Genomic DNA, 17,076 nt, shown 5'->3' with positions numbered 1-17,076 from the left:
CTCCGACATCTCCATGCGCAAACTCGTCCACACCCTCCAAGAGACCGCCGAACCCGCACGCCCCGAGCTCTACCTCACCGCCTGACCACCACCCACCATCAGGGAACAACGGAATGACACCACGACGCGGGACTTGACCGGGATCCTGTCCTCCGAAGGGTGGGCACTGTCCTCAAGGGGGGCGCGCTCATGCCCGAGATCCTGTTCCTCAGAACGGTGGCGGGTCGACGGTGGTGGGGACGAAGGTGACGGTGGCGGGTGGGTGGTCGCGGTAGGTGCGGCCGAGGGGGCTTCGCCATTCGATGATGCCGCCCTGGAGTTGGCGGATCTGCCAGGCGGTGTTGTGTTTGAGGGTGTGGTGGCGTCGGCAGAGGTGGCACAGGTTGTGGGTGCAGGTTGCGCCGCCGAGGGCGGCGTCGATGGTGTGGTCGAGGTCGCATCCGCGGGCTTGTCGGCGGCAGCCGGGGAAGCGGCAGCGTTCGTCGCGGGCGCGGAGGTAGCGTGTGATTGCTTCGCTGGGCCGGTAGCGGTCGACGGTAAGGACGAGGCCAGTGTGGGGGTCGGTGAACAGGCGGTCCCAGCCGGGCATCGTGCCGGCGAGGGATCGGGCGGTGTCGGTGTCGATGGGGCCGTGCCCGGCGAGCAGGGCGGGTTCCGTGCCCGCCCCGGCGAGGGTGCAGGCGGGGATGGTGACCTGCACGTGTCCGGTGATCGCGGCCAGACCATCGCCGTGCGCGACGGGTGCGCCGCCGAGGAGCAGGTCGGTGAGGATGTCGGCGCGGACCTGATCGATCCCACGAGTGTCACCGGCCGGGTCACCGCCTGTGTCACCGGCCGGGTCGTTCTCCCCGGCGGGTCGGCCACCGGTGACGACGGTCGGTGCGTCGGACACGTCGGTTCCGTCAGGGGCTGCGGCGTGGGCGTCGCCGTGGTTGTCGCCGTCGCGGACGGTGATGGCCATCCGGGTGAGCCGGTCATGGATCGCGTGCGCGAGCGTCGCGGGAAGGTCGGCGAGAAGGCGCGCCATGCCGTCGTCCAGGTCGATCACCCGCACCCGCCGCTCCGACTGCCGCTCCCGGATGCGTTCCGCCGCACCGTCCGGGTCGACGCGGGCGGCGATCACGCGGGCGATGTCCGGCATCCGCCCCGCCGCCTCGGCACGCGCAGCGGCGAGCGCGAGTTCCTCGAATCGCGCCCGACGCGCCGACGATAACGGCAGGCCCGCATCGACGATCGCGGTGACATGACCCGCGTCGATCTCCCCCGACTGCCACGCCGCGAACGTCTCGGGGAAGCCGGTGACGAGCGTCGCCGCGTCGCCCAACCGCCGCTGCACCGACCGGTCACTGAGCCGCATCGCCGCGCCCAGCTCCGCCGCCAACTCCCGCAACGGCAGATCCGCTGCACTCCGGCGACCTCCCGTTGCGCGCAGATCCTCCTGCCGCGCCAGCATCAGATCCACGGCATCGGCCAGCAACCGCGACTCGCGCGCCTGCGCTGCCGCGACCTGCCGGCGCGCCTGCACCATCTGCGTCACCAGCGCATCCAACCCCGACCACCCACGGTCTTCGGCCGTCGCTGCGTGCCCCATATCGTTCCTCCATCACACTGCGTCCAACGCAGCATCCGGGTCGCACGAAGTGGGCACATGTGCGGTGTTTCCTGATGACGACAACGCTACGCCGGGGCTCCGACATCGCACCGCGCAGGTCGTTCGAGCGCAATGTCGAACGTATGTTCTAGTCTCCCCGCATCGACGAAAGGAAAGGCACCATGACACTTCTTCCCCCCGACGTGCAAGCGTGGCTCGACCAGGAGGACGAGCGCACCGCGCAGATCATCCGCCAGTACGGCGTGTACATCGAGTACGTGCACGGCGAACCTCGGCGGCGGCTCCCCGCATTCGCGTACACCGTGGGGCTGTTCGGCCTGAGGCATCCGGAATTGCTGATCTTCGACCTCAGCCCGGGGTCCGCGGCCGGCGTGCTCAATCGCCTCGCCGAGGATGTCTGGTCGGGTGCAAACCTGTTGCCGCAACAGGAGATCGAGCGGGAGGGTGGCGAGAAACCGTTCATCCTCGAGGAGGTGACGAACCCGGGCGAGATCGTGTTCGCGGCGAACCGGTACTACCAACGACCGGCCGAGGCTTCGGTTCCCGTCTTCCAGCTCACACACGCCGACGACGCCGGGCGCTACCCGTGGCAAAAGGGCTATGCCCGGCCGGCATGGCGACAGCCGCGGCCCGGCCGGTTCCGCGCGTGAGTCCGGAGAAGACGCGTGAGCTCGGAGAAGGCGCGTAAGCCGAGAGGGCACGCGTGAGCTCGGAGGGCACGCGTGAGCGCGGGGTCGCGCCCGGGCACGCGTCGGAGCGGTTCAGCCCTGCTCGGCGAGCAGCGCGTCGCGCACCTGACGCCGCAGCACCTTGCCGATCAGCGACCGGGGCAGGTCGTCGACGACCACCACGCGGCGGGGCACCTTGTATGGCGTCAGGACTGAGCGTGCGTAGGCGCGCACCGCCTCCGGGTCGATCGTCGCACCGGGCCGGGGGACCACTGCGGCGACCACGTCCTCGCCGGAGTGTGCGCTCGGCAGTCCGACGACGGCGACATCCGCGACATCCGGGTGCTGACGCAGCGTGTTCTCGACCTCGGTCGGGGCGACGTTGAATCCGCCCGTGATGATGAGCTCCTTGATGCGGTCGACGATCCGGACGAATCCGTCCTCGTCGATCGAGACGATGTCGCCGGTGCGGAACCAGTCGCCGACGAACACCGCATCCGTCTCTTCGGGCTTGCCGTAGTAGCCGGAGAACACCTGCGGGCCGCGGACGAGCAGTTCGCCGGGCTCGCCCGGGCCGAGGATGCGGGTGGGCTCCTCCGGGTCGACGACGATGCACTCGGTGCCCGGCAGCGGCAGCCCGACGGATCCGGCGACACGGTTGTCGGCGACCGGGTTCGCCATGAGAACGGGGGAGCACTCGCTGAGGCCATACCCCTCGACGAGGTACCCGCCGGACGCCTGCTCGAACGGCACGACGAGTTCGTCGTCGAGTGCCATGGCGCCGGAGATCGCGATCCCGGTGCCGGCGATCGGGATGCCGGTCTCCTGCGAGCGGGCGAGCAAGCGCGCCGCGATCGGCGGGACGAGCGGCAGGAAGGTCGCGGGATGCTTCCGGGTCACCCTCAGCACCATGTCGGCGTCGAACTTCGGGAAGAGCACGAGCCGCGCCCCCATCGACATCGCGAACGTCAGGCACAGGGTCAGTCCGTACGCATGGAACATCGGCAGGACGGCGTAGACGACGCATCCCTCACCCCGCGTGATGGTGGGGACCCACGCCCGCGCCTGCGCCGCATTCGACAACAGGTTGCGGTGGGTGAGCGCCGCGCCTTTCGGCGTGCCCGTGGTGCCGCTCGTGTACTGGATGATCGCCAGATCGTCGGTGGCCGGCTTCGGGTGGGAAGCGGGAAGCGGTGCGTGGGCGGTCAGCGCCTTCCAGGGCGTGACGTTGCGGACCCGGGTGGTGAGCGCGGCACGCGACTCGCGGAGCTTCGGCACCGGCAGCCGCAGGGCGAGCCGCATCACCGCGGGCATCGCCTCCACGACATCGACCGAGATCAGGTTCCTCACCGCGAGGTCGCGGGGGAACTCCTGCACCGTGGCGACGACGTTGCTCCATACGATCGCCGTCTTCGCGCCGTGGTCCTCGAACTGCTTGCGCAGTTCTCGCGGCGTGTAGAGCGGGTTGTGCTCGATGGCGATGGCGCCGAGCCGCAGCACCGCGTAGAACGCGACGATGTGCTGCGGGCAGTTCGGCAGCACGATCGCGACGGTGTCGCCCGCGCGCACCCCGCGGTCGTGGAGAGCGGCGGCGACGCGGTCGATCTGGTCCTGCATCGTGCGGTACGTGGTGACGCGGCCGAAGAACTCGAGCGCCGGGGCGTCCGGGTAGTCGCGGGCGGAGGCCGCCACCAGATCGGTGAGACAGCCCGTCACGGGATCGAGATCTGCCGGCACCCCCTCGGCGTAGCTGCGGGTCCAGGGGCGCGGCGGGTCGTAGGACGTCACGCGCTCAGCCTATCCGCGCGCCCGTGGCGGGGACCGGCGAACCGTAGACTTGTCCGGTGTCTGAAATCACCCCAGAACTCGTGCGCCATCTCGGCGTGCTCGCCCGCATCCGCTTGGACGATGCCGAAGTCGAGCGCCTGACCGGTCAGCTCGACGCGATCGTCGACAACATCGCCAAGGTCTCGGAGGTGGCGACGCCCGATGTGCCCGCGACGAGCCACCCCGTCCCGCTGGAGAACGTCTACCGCGCCGACGTCGTCGGCACGCCCCTCACGGTGGCCGAGGTGCTGCAGAACGCCCCGGATGCAGCGGACGACCGCTTCCGCGTGACCGCGATCCTGGGAGAAGAGCAGTGACCGACCTCACCCGCCTGAGCGCGGCGGACCTTGCCGCGAAGCTCGCCTCCCGCGAGGTGTCGAGCGTCGAGGCCACGCAGGCGCACCTCGACCGCATCGCCGCCGTCGACGGCGACGTCCACGCCTTCCTGCACGTCAGTGAGCACGCCCTCCAGGCCGCCGCCGACATCGACCGCCGTCGCGCCGCCGGGGAAGAACTCGGCCCGGTCGCCGGTGTGCCGCTCGCGATCAAGGACGTGCTCGTCACGACCGACATGCCCTCCACCAGCGGATCGAGGATCCTCGAGGGGTACATGTCTCCCTACGACGCCACCGTCGTCGCGCGCTCCCGCGCCGCCGGTCTCGTGCCGCTCGGCAAGACGAACATGGACGAGTTCGCGATGGGCTCCTCCACCGAACACTCCGCGTACGGCCCGACGCACAACCCGTGGGACCTCGACCGCATCCCCGGCGGATCGGGCGGTGGGTCTGCCGCGGCCGTCGCCGCGTTCGAGGCGCCTCTCGCGCTCGGCTCCGACACCGGTGGGTCGATCCGTCAGCCCGCGCACGTCACCGGCACCGTCGGCATCAAGCCCACCTACGGCGGCGTGAGCCGCTACGGCGCGATCGCCCTCGCCTCCAGCCTCGACCAGGTGGGACCCGTCACCCGGTCCGTCCTGGATGGGGGGCTCCTGCACGACGTCATCGCCGGGCACGACCCGCACGATTCCACCTCGCTGGACGAGGCATGGCCGTCGTTCGCCGCCGCCGCCCGTGAGGGCGCCCGCGGAGAGGTGCTCAAGGGGCTGAAGGTCGGCGTCATCACGGAGCTGCCCGACAGCGGGTTCCAGCCCGGGGTCTCCGCATCCTTCCGCGCCTCGCTCGACGCGATGGCCGCGCAGGGCGCCGAGATCGTCGAGATCAGCGCCCCGCACTTTGAGTACGGCGTCGCCGCGTACTACCTCATCCTCCCCGCGGAGGCGTCCAGCAACCTGGCGAAGTTCGACTCCGTCCGGTTCGGGATGCGGGTGAACGTCCCCGGCGGCACCGTCGAGGATGTCATGGCTGCGACCCGCGACGCCGGCTTCGGCGACGAGGTCAAACGACGGATCATCCTCGGCACCTACGCGCTGTCCGCGGGATACTACGACGCCTATTACGGCTCCGCGCAGAAGGTGCGCACGCTCATCCAGCGCGACTTCACCGAGGCGTTCGAGAAGGTCGACGTCATCGCGACGCCCACGGCGCCCACCACCGCGTTCCGTCTGGGCGAGAAGATCGACGACCCGCTGCAGATGTACCTGAACGACGTCACCACCATCCCGGCGAATCTCGCCGGCGTCCCCGGCATCTCGATCCCGTCGGGCCTGTCGGCCGACGACGGCCTCCCGGTCGGCATCCAGTTCCTGGCGCCCGTCCGCGAGGACGCCCGTCTCTACCGGGTGGGCGCGGCGCTGGAAGCACTGCTGGAGGATTCCTGGGGCGGTCCGTTGCTGGATCGCGCACCGAAGCTCGGAGAGGTCCGCTGATGGCCAAGGACAAGCTGATGGACTTCGACGCCGCACTCGAGCTTTTCGAGCCCGTGCTCGGCTTCGAAGTGCACGTCGAACTCAACACCAAGACGAAGATGTTCTCGTCGGCGCCGAACCCGGCCGACCCGGCCAACCACACCGCCGGCCCGAACACCCTCGTCCGTCCCGTCGACATGGGACTGCCGGGCTCGCTGCCGGTCGTCAACGAGCAGGCCGTGCGCTACTCGATCAGCCTGGGCCTCGCGCTCGGCTGCTCGATCGCGCCGTGGAGCCGGTTCGCGCGGAAGAACTACTTCTACCCGGACCTCGGCAAGAACTACCAGATCTCGCAGTACGACGAGCCGATCGCGTTCGAGGGTGAGGTGCAGATCGAGCTCTCCGACGGCACCATCATCGACGTGCCGATCGAGCGCGCGCACATGGAGGAGGACGCGGGCAAGCTCACCCACATGGGCGGTTCCACCGGCCGTATCCAGGGTGCCGAGTACTCGCTCGTCGACTACAACCGCGCCGGCGTGCCGCTCGTCGAGATCGTCACGAAGCCGATTCTCGGCGCCGAGCACCGTGCCCCGGAGATCGCCAAGGCGTACGTGTCCACGATCCGGGACATCGTGCGCTCCCTCGGTATCTCGGAGGCGCGGATGGAGCGGGGGAACCTCCGCTGTGACGCGAACGTCTCGATCCGGCCCCGCGGCCAGGAGAAGCTCGGCACGCGCACCGAGACCAAGAACGTCAACTCGATGCGTTCGGTGGAGCGCGCGGTGCGATACGAGATCCAGCGGCAGGCGGCGATCCTCGCCGCCGGCGGCACGATCACGCAGGAGACCCGCCACTGGCATGAAGACACCGGGATGACCTCTCCCGGCCGTCCCAAGTCGGACGCGGACGACTACCGGTACTTCCCGGAGCCTGATCTGCTGCCCGTCGTCCCCGCACCCGCCCTTATCGAGCAGCTCCGCGCCGAGCTGCCGGAGCCCCCGGTCGCCCGCCGCCGTCGCCTGAAGGGCGAGTGGGGCTTTACCGACCTGGAGTTCCAGGACGTCGCCAACGGCGGCATCCTCGCCGAGGTGGAGGCCACCATCGCGGCCGGTGCGAGCCCCGCATCCGCCCGCAAGTGGTGGACCGGGGAGATCGCCCGCGTCGCGAACGCCGAGGGTCGCGAGGCGTCCGATCTCGTCTCGCCCGCCGATGTCGCCGCGCTCCAGCTGCTGGTCGAGGCCGGCACGCTCACCGACAAGCTGGCACGCCAGGTGCTCGAGGGAGTCATCGCCGGCGAGGGCACGCCGCAGCAGGTCGTCGACGCCCGCGGGCTCGCCGTCGTATCCGACGACGGTGCGCTGATCGCCGCGATCGACGAGGCCCTGGCAGCGCAGCCCGACGTGCTCGCGAAGATTCAGGACGGCAAGGTGCAGGCCGCCGGCGCCGTGATCGGCGCAGTGATGAAGGCGATGAAGGGTCAGGCCGACGCCGCTCGCGTCCGCGAACTGATCCTGGAGCGCGCCGCCCAGTAATTCCCTGACCGCGAGACTGCATCTGCGCGCCGAGACAGCGGGGTAACTCCGCAGTTTCGGCGCGCAGATGCAGTTTCGGCGTCAGAGGACCGCCGCGGTGTCGGCGGGGCGGGGGAGGATGGGGACGTGGGACGGACGGACGGGAGCGGACGCATCGTGTCGGCGGCGGGTGCCGACGACACCGGTGCGGGGATCCTGCACGTCGACATGGATGCGTTTTACGCCTCCGCCGAAGTGCTCGATGACCCGTCACTCGCCGGAAAACCGATCATCATCGGGGCACCCGAGGGTCGAAGCGTCGTCTCCAGCGCCTCGTACGAGGCCCGCCGCTACGGCGTCCGCTCCGCCATGCCGGTCTCGCAGGCGCTGCGCCTCTGCCCGACCGCGATCGTCGTCCGGCCTCACTTCGACCGGTATGTGGAGCTGTCCCGCCAGGTGATGGCGGTGTTCCACGACATCACGCCGCTCGTCGAACCGCTGTCGATCGACGAGGCGTTCCTCGACGTGCGGGGCGTTCGGCGCCTCTGGGGCACCCCGACCGAGATCGCCCGGATGCTGCGCAGCCGCGTCCGCGACCAGACCGGTCTGACCTGCAGCGTCGGGGGAGCCGCGACCAAGCACGTCGCCAAGATGGCGTCGACGCTCAGCAAACCCGACGGGCTGCTCATCATCGCGGCGGCCGACACCCAGGCGTTCCTCGCGCCCCGCTCGGTCCGCGCTCTCTGGGGCGTCGGGCCGAAGTCCGCCGAGGCGCTGGAGTCGCGCGGCATCCGCACCATCGGCGACATCCTCGCCACGCCGCGTCCGTCGCTCGACCGTGCGCTGGGGCCTGCGATGGGGGAGCGGGTGTGGCAGCTCGCGCGCGGTATCGACGCCCGCGAGATCGTCACCGAACGCACCGAGAAGAGCATCGGCCACGAGGAGACGTTCGAGACCGACGTCGACGATGATGCGGCGCTGAAGGTGGAGCTCCGCCGTCTCGCCGATCGCACCGGCGCGCGACTGCGCGCCCACGGCGCCGAGGCCGCCACGGTCGCCATCAAGATCCGCTATTCCGACTTCCGCACGATCAGCCGCAGCGTGACCCTGCCGGAGCCGACCTCGGTCGGCCAGCGCATCGGCGACGCCGCCATCGATCTGTTCGACGCCCTGGAACGGCCGTTGCCGGTGCGACTCGTGGGCGTCCGGGCCGAGTCGCTCCGCCCCACGGCGGGCCTCGCCACCCTCTGGGACGACGATGCCGAGTGGCGCCGGGTCGAAGAGGCGCTCGACGGGGCCGCGGAGCGGTTCGGCCGCGGTGCCGTGACCCGCGCGGCGCTCCTCGGCGGCGTACGCACCGGCAGCTCGCTCCCCTCGCATCCGCGTCCGCCGCGAATGGATCACTGACGCGGGCTCAGCCGGCGTGAAGCACGCGCTCGATCTCGGCCTGCACCTGCGGATGCGCGAGGATGCGGAAATGGCCGCCGGTCGGGATCTGCACGTTGCGCGCCCCGGGGAGCACGCTGCCCTCCGGGATGTGCGGATCGAACACGCCGTACACGGACACGATGCGCTCGTTCACCGTCGTCTCGCGCGTCAGGCGCAGGATCGTCGCATCCCGTGGGGAGAAGATCCGCAGACTCCGGCCGACGAGGTAGCGCGCGTAACGCGAGCCACCGAAGGGTGTGGCGATCGCCACCATGGCGCGGATGCGGTGCCCCGCGGTGCCGAGCATGACCTCCTTGCCGATCAGCCCACCCTTGCTGTGCGCCACGATGGTCACGTCGGTGAGGTCCTGCGCGGACAGGTAGGCGCTCACCTGCTCCGCGCTGTCGGTCACGGGGTGACGGTTGTGGCGCAGCGGCTCGATCACATGGACCGGGTGCCCGTCGGCGTGCAGGACGCGGGCGAGGGGATGCAGGAACCGCCACGATTCGTAGACACCGGGAAGCAACAGGACCGGCGACCCGGTGCCTCTCCCCAGGTCCGCCGCATCCGCGCCGTCGACCACCGCGGCCAGCTGGCGGACGCCGGCGTACACATAGTCCTGTGCCCACCAGCCGAGGCGACGGAGGGCACTGCTCACCGTTCGCGCCGTCCCGGGACGGCCATCACTTCCACATAGGCCCGGATGGCGGACGCGGTCGCGCGGGGCGCCGTGCGCTGCACGTTATGAGGCCCGCCGGGGATGGTGGCGAACGCGCTGTCGCCTGCCCGGTCCCGCAGCATCCGGCACCAGTCGGTGCTCGCGATCGGGTCGCGGGAGCCGCGGAGGACCAGCAGCGGCATCGTGAGCTCGCCGACGGCGTCCTCGATCCGGTAGCGGAGCATGTGCCGCAGTTGAGCGAGGTACCACGGCACACCGCAGCGCAGGTAGTCGGCGATGAGGATTGCGTTCGTGGTGGGGCGCTCGACGAACGTATCGATGGCGAGCGCTCGCATCTGCGCGGCGGCCGTGCGATGCCGGACGTCGACGACCGGCCCGATCACGACGACGGACGACACCAGGTCGGGGCGCTGCCGGGCGAGTTCCACGACCCATTGGGAGCCCATGGACTGGCCGACGAGGATCACCGGCCCGTCGCTCAGCGACTCGACGACCTCGGCGAGTCCCCGCGCGATCTCTGGGACGGATGCGTCGTGTCTCGGCCGGGGGAGTCCACCGAAACCGGGCAGGTCGAGGGAGAACACCGCGCGGTCGCGAGTGAGCTCACGGTGCAGCCGAGCCAGGTAGCGGTGGGACATTCCGATGCCGTGGACGAGCACGATCGGCAGGCGGGCCGCATCCGGGGCAGGAGAGCCGTGCACCCGGTAGGTGAGACCGCCGACCTGCACGCTTCGGGGGACGGCGAGGGAGCGAGCGGGAGCGGACATCGGTTCACCGTATCCAGTCGCCCGCGACGCGCCGAGAGGATTGCCTTGCGCCTCGCCGTGTGCGCGCTTCTATGCTGGGCGCGTGTCGACGCCCCCGCGTGATCCGGATATCATCGTCAAGCGCGTTCTCATCGCGGTGTGGGCGGCGGTGATCATCGTCGCCTCGGGCTTCGGCTTCGTCGCGTGCCTCATCGGGATACTGAACGACGGGCACCCGATCCTGATCGCCGGAGCGGTGGGATGCCTCCTGGGGTTCGTCGGCGGCGTCGTGCTGGCACGATTGGCGATCGTGGGGAACGCGCGACGGCTCTGACCTGACGCGTCAAGCCCGGTATCGCGGCGCCGCGGACCTCGGTACCGTGGACCCATGTCCAACTTCGTTCTCGATCTCGGCAAGCAGACGGCCTCCTTCGGCGTCACCACGGCGTACGGCGAGCAGCAGGATGTCGACGGCATCCGGTTCATCCCGGTCGCCCTCTCCTGGAGCGGTTTCGGCGGCGGGTCGGACGAGTCCGGCAACGCCGGCGGTGGCGGTGGCGGGTACGTCATCCCGCTCGGCGCCTATGTGCGCAAGGGCGACGACCTCCGCTTCGAGCCCAACATCGTCGCGTTCCTCGCGGTCGCCATCCCGTTCGCCTGGGTGGCAGGTCGCACGTTGAGTCGTGTGATCCGCGCGCTCAAGAAGTGACCGACGCGCCCGACCTCGGTGCGCTGAGCCGCATCGCGGCGGAGCTGCGTGCGGCTGTCGCAGACATCGACCGCGCCGACCCGCTCGTCCTCATCGACGGACGCAGCGGGTCCGGCAAGTCCACACTCGCCCGGATGCTGCAGACCCCCGGCACCGAGCTACTGGCGATGGACGACATCTATCCGGGCTGGGACGGCCTCGCCGCAGCATCCGGGATCCTTGCCACGGACATCCTCGCGCCACGGGCCGCGGGAGAGCCGGGGAGCTGGCTGCGCTGGGACTGGGAGGCCGGGTCCTTCGCGGAGGCGCACGAACTCGCCGCGGGCACGCCGCTGATCGTCGAGGGCGCGGGGTCGGTCACCCCGTCAACGGCGCCGCTGGCGGATGTCACGGTGTGGCTGGACGCGCCGACCGCGCTGCGCCGCGACCGCGCACTGGCGCGGGACGGAGAGACCTACGCGCCGCACTGGGACCGGTGGGCTGCGCAGGAGCAGCGTCATATCGAGGAACATGACCCGAGGGCCCTCGCCCGCTACGTCTACGACGTGGCTGAGCCGTCCATCGCGGTGACAAGTCCCTCGAGCCGGTACCCCAGCCATTCGTAGACCCCGAACCGCGGGTCCGCATCGTCGATGTCGTCCTCGGTGACGACGCCGAGCCGGGATGCCAGCACGAGACGGAGCGCTGCCAGGGTGCGCATCCAGGATGCGGCCCGGTCCGGCTCCAGCACGATCACGAGCTCCGACACGGCCTCTTCCATGGACAGGTCGGTGACCTCGGACACGTCCCCGGCCACCGTGAGGTCGGCGAGCACGGCACCGGCGTCGTCGGTGCGTCGCCGCAGCAGGTCGCGCTCGGTCACGGATCGGAAGTCGCGCGCCGCATCCGGGTCATCCGGGTAGGCATTCGGTGTCATGCGGGCGAGAGCGGGGTCGTCGCTCCCGGGGCCTTCCGACAGCAGGTCGACGAACTGCGCCACGAGCTCCCGGAGGTGGAGCGCCTCGATGCGAGTGATCTCCATCACCACGGTCGACTCGGTCACGACGGCACCCGCCGCACCGTCGCCCACAGGCCGTAGTCGTGCATGGCCTGCGCGTGCAGTTCCATCTGCTCGCGCGCGCCCTCGGCGACGACGGCGTGACCCTGCTCGTGCACGGCGAGCATGAGACGCCGGGCGACATCCTCCGGAAAGGCGAAATAGGTGCGGAAAACGTGCACCACGTAACTCATGAGATTCACCGGGTCGTTCCAGACCACGGTCTGCCAGGGCGCGCCGATCGAGGTTGCCTCGTCGGTTCCGAGGACTTCGCGGGGAGCAGCGATGGGGGTCATGCCCACCCCAGCTCGTGCAGCCGCGCATCGTCGATGCCGTAGAAATGCGCGATCTCGTGGACGAGGGTGGTGTGCACCTCGGTGCGGAGCGCCTCGGCGTCATCGCAGGCGTGCAGGTGCGGCTCGCGGTAGACCACGATGCGGTCCGGCAGCTCGCCCATGCCGTAGCGGTCGCGCTCAGTGAGCGCCCAGCCGTCGTAGACGCCGAACAAGTCGAGACTGCCGTCCTCCGGGCGGTCTTCGACGACGAAGACGACGTTATCGAGGCCGTCGACCATCTCGTCGGGGAGGGTGTCGAGCTCGGCCAGCACGAGGGATTCGAACGTGTCCGCATCCATGTCGATCATCGTGCATCCGGTTCGGTGGGGCGGGAGGTGCCGCGTGGTGGGGGCGAGTCGCGACGGGGCCGGTCCGGCGCGAGGTCCTCGTCGTCGGTTTCGGGGGTGACCTAAAACTACCGCGAAACGATGCGTGCCCGGTTCTCGGGATGACGTGTCGCGGCGGATGTCCCGGAAAGCGATCGTCCCCGGCGCGGTGTTCCTGCCGGGGACGAAGTGGGGTGGCTAACGGGGCTTGAACCCGCGACCCCCGCGACCACAACGCGGTGCTCTACCAACTGAGCTATAGCCACCATGTGCCCTTCCGGGCAACCAGACAATTCTGTCACATAGTTGGGGCGAACGACGACACGACGGAGGCAGCGGTCGCGCGAGCATCGTCGGTGGAGGGTCCGGGCGCGGCGACGAAAACGGCCTCACGGTAGTAGGCCAGCTCCCGGATCGACTCGCGGATGTCGGCGAGCGCACGGTGGCCGCCGTTCTTGGCCGGCGCATTGAAGTAGACGCGCGGGTACCAGCGGCGCGACAGCTCTTTGATGCTGGACACGTCGACGTTCCGGTAGTGCAGCCAGCGGTCGAGGCGCGGCATGTAGCGCGCGAGGAACATGCGGTCGGTGCCGATGGTGTTGCCCGCCAGTGGCGCCTTGCCCTCGATGGGCACGAACCGCTGGATGTACTCCAGCGCCTGGAACTCGGCCTCCGCAACCGACACGCCGCCCGGGATCTCTTCGAGCAGCCCCGAGGTGCGGTGCATCTGAGTGACGAAATCGTTCATGTGCTCGAGCGCCGACGGGTCGGGGTTGATCACGACCTGGAACCCGTCGTCGAGGACGTTCAGCTCGAAGTCGGTCACCACCACGGCGATCTCCACGAGCTGGTCCACCTCGAGGTCGAGGCCGGTCATTTCACAGTCGATCCAGACGAGCCGATCGCCTTCAGTGCCACTCATGCCGTCAGCTTAGTCGCGGCCCCGGACGTCGTCGCCGATCCGGTGCTGGTCCCCTCGGGGCGACTCGAACGCCCGACCAAGAGATTAGAAGGCTCCTGCTCTATCCACTGAGCTACGAGGGGAGGTGTGGTTCCAGCGTACCGGTGGCATTCGGCCGGTGCCCGCGGACCGGCGCGGTGCGGCGCGTATCCAGTACGGGCAGGCTGAGGTGCACGAGGGGTCCGATCAGTGCGGCGAACAGCACGGTGCCGATCCCCACGTCGCCGCCCAGCAGCCATCCGGCGAGCAGGACGGTGAGCTCGACCGTGGCCCGCGCCACCCAGGTCGGCCAGCCGAACCGGCTGGTGGTGCCCGTCATCAGCCCGTCGCGGGGGCCGGCGCCGAACCGCGCGCCGATGTATAGGCCGCTGGCGATCGCCACGCACACGATGCCGGCGAGGAGCACGAGCAGGCGCAGCACGAATCCATCGACCGAGGGGAGGACCCACAGCGCCGCCTGCATGGACGTCCCGACGAGCAGGATGTTCGCGAGGGTGCCGATGCCCGGCCGCTGCCGCAACGGGATCCACAGCAGCATCACGACCAGTCCGATCCCGTTGACGACCCAGCCGATCCCGATGCCGGTCTGCCGCGCGACGCCCTGAGCGAGCACGGTCCACGGGTCCACGCCGAGTCCGGCGACGACCGTGAGGGCGCAGCCGATTCCGTACAGGGGGAGCCCGGCGAGGAGCTGAAGGATGCGGCGGGACATGGAGATATCCAATCCCAGCCGTGGCTTTATCTGTAGAGGCCAATTCGCCTATTGTGGCCGCATGGACTCCCGTCTCTCCGCCCGCGCCCTCACCTCGCTGTTGGGCGGGTGGCGCACCCGCGAACCCGCGTACGAGGCATTGGCGGACGCCATCCGGCTGCTTCTGCTCGACAACCGCATCGCCCCGAACACGGCGCTGCCCGCCGAACGGGAACTGGCGGTCGCGCTGGGGCTCAGTCGCACCACCGTCACCGCGTCGTATCGGAGCCTCCGCGACACCGGGCACATCGAGAGCCTGCGCGGATCGGGCAGTGTCACGCAGGCACTCGGGTCGCCCGCGTCCGCCCGCACCACCGTGAGCGACCCCGACGCCATCGACCTGCAGCAGGCCAGCCCGGCCGCCTGGCCGGGACTGGCCGGGGTCATGGCGGAGGTGGCGGGCACCGCCTCCTCGCTCCTCGCCCGGCCCGGCTACGACGTCGTCGGCTCCCCGGCACTGCGGGAGGCCATCGCCCGGCGTTACACCGAGGCAGGGGTGCCGACCGAACCCGCCGAGGTCATGATCACCAACGGGGCCCAGAGCGCCATCCACCTGCTTGCCAGTGTCCTCGTGGGTCGCGGTGACCGTGTCCTCATCGAGTCGCCCACCTACCCGCACGCCGCCGAGGCGTTCCGCCGGGCGGGGGCCCGGTTGGTCGGCGTTCCGGTGACAACGGACGACGGCTGGGACCTCGACCGGGCGGAGCAGGCGTTCTCACGGGTGCTGCCCACGCTCGCCTACCTCATGCCCGACTTCCAGAACCCGACGGGTCGGACAATGAGCGCCCACGAGCGCGCGACGATCGCGGATGCGGCGATGCGTGCCGGCACGATCGTCATCGTCGACGACACCACCTCGGACCTGGACATCGACCGCCCGGTCGCGCCCGGCCCCTTCGGCGTCGAGCTCGGCGAGGTCGTGCGCATCGGCTCCGTCGGTAAGACCGTCTGGGGTGGGATGCGGGTGGGCTGGATCCGTGCCCGTGCCGATCTCATCCGCCGGCTCACCGCGGCGCGCTTCGCGCACGAGCTGGGCACCCCGGAGTGGGAGCAGGCGGTGGTCGCCACCCTCCTCCCGCGCATGCCGGAGATCGTGGCGCAGCGCGCGCAGCAGCTGCGCGAGGGGCGCGACGCGGCCGTGGATGCCCTGGCGCGCCAGTTACCGGCGTGGCGGGTGCCGCACGCTCACGGCGGAGTTTCCCTGTGGGTCGAGCTCGACGCGCCGCTGTCCGGTGCGTTGGTGATGGCGGTCCGCGACGAGGGCGTCCTCCTCTCGGCCGGCCCGCGCTTCTCGGTTGACGGCGGCTACGAACGAAATCTCCGTATCCCCTTCACCGCGACTCCGGCCGATCTGCGGCGCGCGATCGACGCGCTGGCCCGGGTCTGGCCGCGGGTGCAGGGGAGTGCCGCGCCCGCCCTGATGGACCGGTTCGACGCCGTCGTCTGACACGACCTCTCCTCCCCAGGCCCGATCGGGCACCGGGCCGTCCACGGATGCCGGTGTATTCGCGGGGCGCGACCCGCGGTGCCGAGAGGCTGCTGTCAGCCGCGATGCCCGGCGGGCACCCGGGCATCGCGGCATCCGCATCAGCATCCGGAGGAATGGGACATGACCATGAACATGAATGAAATCGTCACCGTCGTCGGCAACGTGGGCGGCGCGCCCGATCAGCGGCAGACACCGTCGGGACCGGTGACGTCCTTCCGTCTCGGCAGCTCGCACCGCAAATTCGACAAACAGAAGGGCGAGTGGGTCGACGACTACACGAACTGGTTCAGTGTGAACGTCTGGCGAGCGCTCGGCGAGCACGCGTACGCGTCGCTGCACAGGGGGGAGCGGGTGATCGTGACGGGGCGCCTTCGCGCTCGCGAATGGGAGACGGACACCAAGCGCGGCGTGACGCTCGAGATCGACGCGGTCGCCGTGGGGCACGACCTGCTCTGGGGCACCACGACCTTCACCCGGCGGGCGGCGTCGGCGGGCGGACCTGCCGTAGGTATGACCGCGGAGACGGATGCGGCCCGCGCGGGGTCCGCGGACGAGGCTCCTGCCGTGACTGCCGGAGACTGGGGCGCGCCGGCCGCGGAACCCGACACATGGGCGACCGCGACAGTGCCACAGGGCTCCCCGGAACCGGTCGACGTTCCGTTCTGAGCAGCTCGGATGCGGCACGTACACTCGGAGCGTGATCGCCTCCCGCATCCGCCCGGCCGTGCTCATCGGCGCGGCGGCCCTCGCGCTGACCCTCGCGGCGTGCACCGGGACGCCAGTGGCGCCGGTGATGACCGCGTCGGCCACACCCACACCCACCGAGACGGTGCCGGCACCTCCCGCACTCGTGCCGGACGGTACGGCGACCGACAACCTGCCGTACTTCACCCAGATCGTGCAGCAGGTGTGGGCCTCACCGGATCAGGTCGCGGGCCGCGCGTACGTCGACGCGCTCGTCGCGGGCGGATTCGACAAGGCCGCGATGCAGGTCACCGAGGATCTGACCACCGTCGGGAACGCTGCCGAGACCATCCAGTTCTCGGTGCTGTGGGGCACCGACTGTCTGCTCGGGCAGGTGGGCCCCGCGACGGGGGAGCCGGTGACCGCCGTGGCACCCGCGGTGCTCGGCGGAACGGCGTGCCTGCTGGGCGACACCCGGCCGATCGATTGGTGACGGCGGCGGGCGGG

Annotated in this window: 20 protein-coding genes and 2 tRNA genes; 11 read left to right on the top strand and 11 right to left on the bottom strand. The window is 70.3% G+C overall.

Annotation, left to right across the window (positions count from 1 at the left end; genetic code table 11):
* Window positions 1–208: 208 nt before the first annotated feature.
* On the bottom strand, window positions 209–1,591 hold the full coding sequence (locus tag NT132_RS12265; protein ID WP_297789348.1) for an HNH endonuclease signature motif containing protein: 1,383 nt from the start codon (window positions 1,589–1,591) through the stop codon (window positions 209–211).
* A 182-nt stretch (window positions 1,592–1,773) separates the two neighbouring features.
* On the opposite strand from NT132_RS12265, the gene NT132_RS12260 reads away from it, so the two are divergent.
* Window positions 1,774–2,262, top strand: coding sequence for a DUF4262 domain-containing protein (locus tag NT132_RS12260; protein WP_297789345.1), 489 nt, complete (start codon window positions 1,774–1,776; stop codon window positions 2,260–2,262).
* A 111-nt stretch (window positions 2,263–2,373) separates the two neighbouring features.
* On the opposite strand, the gene NT132_RS12255 is transcribed toward NT132_RS12260, so the two are convergent.
* Window positions 2,374–4,068: a long-chain-fatty-acid--CoA ligase gene (locus NT132_RS12255; RefSeq protein WP_297789343.1), complete on the bottom strand. Its 1,695-nt coding sequence runs from the start codon at window positions 4,066–4,068 to the stop codon at window positions 2,374–2,376.
* A 56-nt stretch (window positions 4,069–4,124) separates the two neighbouring features.
* On the opposite strand from NT132_RS12255, the gene gatC reads away from it, so the two are divergent.
* The 4 genes from gatC (at window position 4,125) to dinB (ending at window position 8,832) form a co-directional block, all read left to right on the top strand.
* Entirely contained in the window at window positions 4,125–4,424 is a 300-nt protein-coding gene (gene gatC / locus NT132_RS12250; protein ID WP_297789340.1) for an Asp-tRNA(Asn)/Glu-tRNA(Gln) amidotransferase subunit GatC, read from the top strand.
* The gene (gene gatA, locus NT132_RS12245) at window positions 4,421–5,932 is read left to right on the top strand and encodes an Asp-tRNA(Asn)/Glu-tRNA(Gln) amidotransferase subunit GatA (RefSeq protein WP_297789338.1); all 1,512 of its coding nucleotides are present in this window, start codon (window positions 4,421–4,423) and stop codon (window positions 5,930–5,932) included. Before gatC ends, gatA begins: the two co-directional genes overlap by 4 nt.
* Window positions 5,932–7,446, top strand: a complete 1,515-nt coding sequence (gene gatB / locus NT132_RS12240) for an Asp-tRNA(Asn)/Glu-tRNA(Gln) amidotransferase subunit GatB (protein WP_297789335.1) — start codon at window positions 5,932–5,934, stop codon at window positions 7,444–7,446. The genes gatA and gatB overlap by 1 nt, the downstream gene beginning before the upstream one ends.
* A gap of 126 nt (window positions 7,447–7,572) precedes the next feature.
* The gene (dinB, locus tag NT132_RS12235; protein WP_297789331.1) at window positions 7,573–8,832 is read left to right on the top strand and encodes a DNA polymerase IV; all 1,260 of its coding nucleotides are present in this window, start codon (window positions 7,573–7,575) and stop codon (window positions 8,830–8,832) included.
* 7 nt (window positions 8,833–8,839) lie between these two features.
* On the opposite strand, the gene NT132_RS12230 is transcribed toward dinB, so the two are convergent.
* Entirely contained in the window at window positions 8,840–9,511 is a 672-nt protein-coding gene (locus NT132_RS12230) for an alpha/beta hydrolase (RefSeq protein ID WP_297789328.1), read from the bottom strand.
* On the bottom strand, window positions 9,508–10,299 hold the full coding sequence (locus NT132_RS12225; RefSeq protein WP_297789325.1) for an alpha/beta hydrolase: 792 nt from the start codon (window positions 10,297–10,299) through the stop codon (window positions 9,508–9,510). Before NT132_RS12225 ends, NT132_RS12230 begins: the two co-directional genes overlap by 4 nt.
* Before the next feature lie 82 nt (window positions 10,300–10,381).
* Here NT132_RS12225 and NT132_RS12220 point away from each other — a divergent pair, with 82 nt between their 5' ends.
* The 3 genes from NT132_RS12220 to NT132_RS12210 are packed head-to-tail and all read left to right on the top strand — an operon-like array spanning window position 10,382 to window position 11,592.
* Window positions 10,382–10,612, top strand: coding sequence for a hypothetical protein (locus tag NT132_RS12220; protein WP_297789323.1), 231 nt, complete (start codon window positions 10,382–10,384; stop codon window positions 10,610–10,612).
* A 54-nt stretch (window positions 10,613–10,666) separates the two neighbouring features.
* Window positions 10,667–10,987 (top strand): hypothetical protein, encoded by a 321-nt coding sequence (locus NT132_RS12215; RefSeq protein ID WP_297789320.1) that lies wholly within the window; start codon window positions 10,667–10,669, stop codon window positions 10,985–10,987.
* Window positions 10,984–11,592 carry a hypothetical protein gene (locus NT132_RS12210; protein WP_297789317.1) on the top strand — a complete coding sequence of 203 codons (609 nt, stop codon included), beginning with the start codon at window positions 10,984–10,986 and terminating at the stop codon, window positions 11,590–11,592. The genes NT132_RS12215 and NT132_RS12210 overlap by 4 nt, the downstream gene beginning before the upstream one ends.
* On the opposite strand, the gene NT132_RS12205 is transcribed toward NT132_RS12210, so the two are convergent.
* The 7 genes from NT132_RS12205 to NT132_RS12175 all read right to left on the bottom strand — a co-directional run bounded on the left by NT132_RS12205 (window position 11,526) and on the right by NT132_RS12175 (window position 14,357).
* Window positions 11,526–12,029: a DUF2017 family protein gene (locus tag NT132_RS12205; protein ID WP_297789314.1), complete on the bottom strand. Its 504-nt coding sequence runs from the start codon at window positions 12,027–12,029 to the stop codon at window positions 11,526–11,528. The two genes, NT132_RS12210 and NT132_RS12205, sit on opposite strands and share 67 nt — an antisense overlap.
* Complete coding sequence (gene clpS, locus NT132_RS12200) at window positions 12,026–12,319, bottom strand: ATP-dependent Clp protease adapter ClpS (RefSeq protein ID WP_297789311.1); 294 nt, start codon at window positions 12,317–12,319, stop codon at window positions 12,026–12,028. The genes NT132_RS12205 and clpS overlap by 4 nt, the downstream gene beginning before the upstream one ends.
* Window positions 12,316–12,666 carry a metallopeptidase family protein gene (locus tag NT132_RS12195; protein ID WP_297789309.1) on the bottom strand — a complete coding sequence of 117 codons (351 nt, stop codon included), beginning with the start codon at window positions 12,664–12,666 and terminating at the stop codon, window positions 12,316–12,318. The genes clpS and NT132_RS12195 overlap by 4 nt, the downstream gene beginning before the upstream one ends.
* A 208-nt stretch (window positions 12,667–12,874) precedes the next feature.
* Window positions 12,875–12,950: transfer RNA gene (locus NT132_RS12190), tRNA-His, on the bottom strand.
* A gap of 32 nt (window positions 12,951–12,982) precedes the next feature.
* On the bottom strand, window positions 12,983–13,606 hold the full coding sequence (orn, locus tag NT132_RS12185) for an oligoribonuclease (RefSeq protein ID WP_297789305.1): 624 nt from the start codon (window positions 13,604–13,606) through the stop codon (window positions 12,983–12,985).
* Window positions 13,607–13,652: 46 nt separating this feature from the next.
* A tRNA-Arg gene (locus tag NT132_RS12180) sits at window positions 13,653–13,728 on the bottom strand.
* On the bottom strand, window positions 13,719–14,357 hold the full coding sequence (locus NT132_RS12175; RefSeq protein ID WP_297789302.1) for a hypothetical protein: 639 nt from the start codon (window positions 14,355–14,357) through the stop codon (window positions 13,719–13,721). Before NT132_RS12175 ends, NT132_RS12180 begins: the two co-directional genes overlap by 10 nt.
* 61 nt (window positions 14,358–14,418) lie before the next feature.
* On the opposite strand from NT132_RS12175, the gene NT132_RS12170 reads away from it, so the two are divergent.
* The 3 genes from NT132_RS12170 (at window position 14,419) to NT132_RS12160 (ending at window position 17,062) form a co-directional block, all read left to right on the top strand.
* Window positions 14,419–15,843: a PLP-dependent aminotransferase family protein gene (locus NT132_RS12170; protein WP_297789299.1), complete on the top strand. Its 1,425-nt coding sequence runs from the start codon at window positions 14,419–14,421 to the stop codon at window positions 15,841–15,843.
* Between the two features lie 162 nt (window positions 15,844–16,005).
* Complete coding sequence (gene ssb, locus NT132_RS12165; protein WP_297789296.1) at window positions 16,006–16,551, top strand: single-stranded DNA-binding protein; 546 nt, start codon at window positions 16,006–16,008, stop codon at window positions 16,549–16,551.
* A gap of 31 nt (window positions 16,552–16,582) precedes the next feature.
* Window positions 16,583–17,062, top strand: coding sequence for a hypothetical protein (locus NT132_RS12160; RefSeq protein WP_297789293.1), 480 nt, complete (start codon window positions 16,583–16,585; stop codon window positions 17,060–17,062).
* The last annotated feature ends 14 nt before the right edge of the window (window positions 17,063–17,076 follow it).

The sequence above is a fragment of the Microbacterium sp. genome (assembly GCF_026393345.1).
Classification (GTDB): Bacteria; Actinomycetota; Actinomycetes; order Actinomycetales; family Microbacteriaceae; genus Microbacterium.
Note: the sequence above shows the minus strand (reverse complement) of the source record. Positions and strands in the feature narration are given on the sequence as shown.

Bases quoted from the DNA above. Each gene is read 5' to 3' on its own strand.
- ssb (WP_297789296.1), top strand. From the start codon at position 16,006: ATGACCATGAACATGAATGAAATCGTCACCGTCGTCGGCAACGTGGGC.
- NT132_RS12175 (WP_297789302.1), bottom strand. From the start codon at position 14,357: ATGTCCCGCCGCATCCTTCAGCTCCTCGCCGGGCTCCCCCTGTACGGA.
- NT132_RS12265 (WP_297789348.1), bottom strand. From the start codon at position 1,591: ATGGGGCACGCAGCGACGGCCGAAGACCGTGGGTGGTCGGGGTTGGAT.
- gatB (WP_297789335.1), top strand. From the start codon at position 5,932: ATGGCCAAGGACAAGCTGATGGACTTCGACGCCGCACTCGAGCTTTTC.
- NT132_RS12260 (WP_297789345.1), top strand. From the start codon at position 1,774: ATGACACTTCTTCCCCCCGACGTGCAAGCGTGGCTCGACCAGGAGGAC.
- clpS (WP_297789311.1), bottom strand. From the start codon at position 12,319: ATGACCCCCATCGCTGCTCCCCGCGAAGTCCTCGGAACCGACGAGGCA.
- NT132_RS12170 (WP_297789299.1), top strand. From the start codon at position 14,419: ATGGACTCCCGTCTCTCCGCCCGCGCCCTCACCTCGCTGTTGGGCGGG.
- orn (WP_297789305.1), bottom strand. From the start codon at position 13,606: ATGAGTGGCACTGAAGGCGATCGGCTCGTCTGGATCGACTGTGAAATG.
- NT132_RS12225 (WP_297789325.1), bottom strand. From the start codon at position 10,299: ATGTCCGCTCCCGCTCGCTCCCTCGCCGTCCCCCGAAGCGTGCAGGTC.
- NT132_RS12215 (WP_297789320.1), top strand. From the start codon at position 10,667: ATGTCCAACTTCGTTCTCGATCTCGGCAAGCAGACGGCCTCCTTCGGC.
- NT132_RS12195 (WP_297789309.1), bottom strand. From the start codon at position 12,666: ATGATCGACATGGATGCGGACACGTTCGAATCCCTCGTGCTGGCCGAG.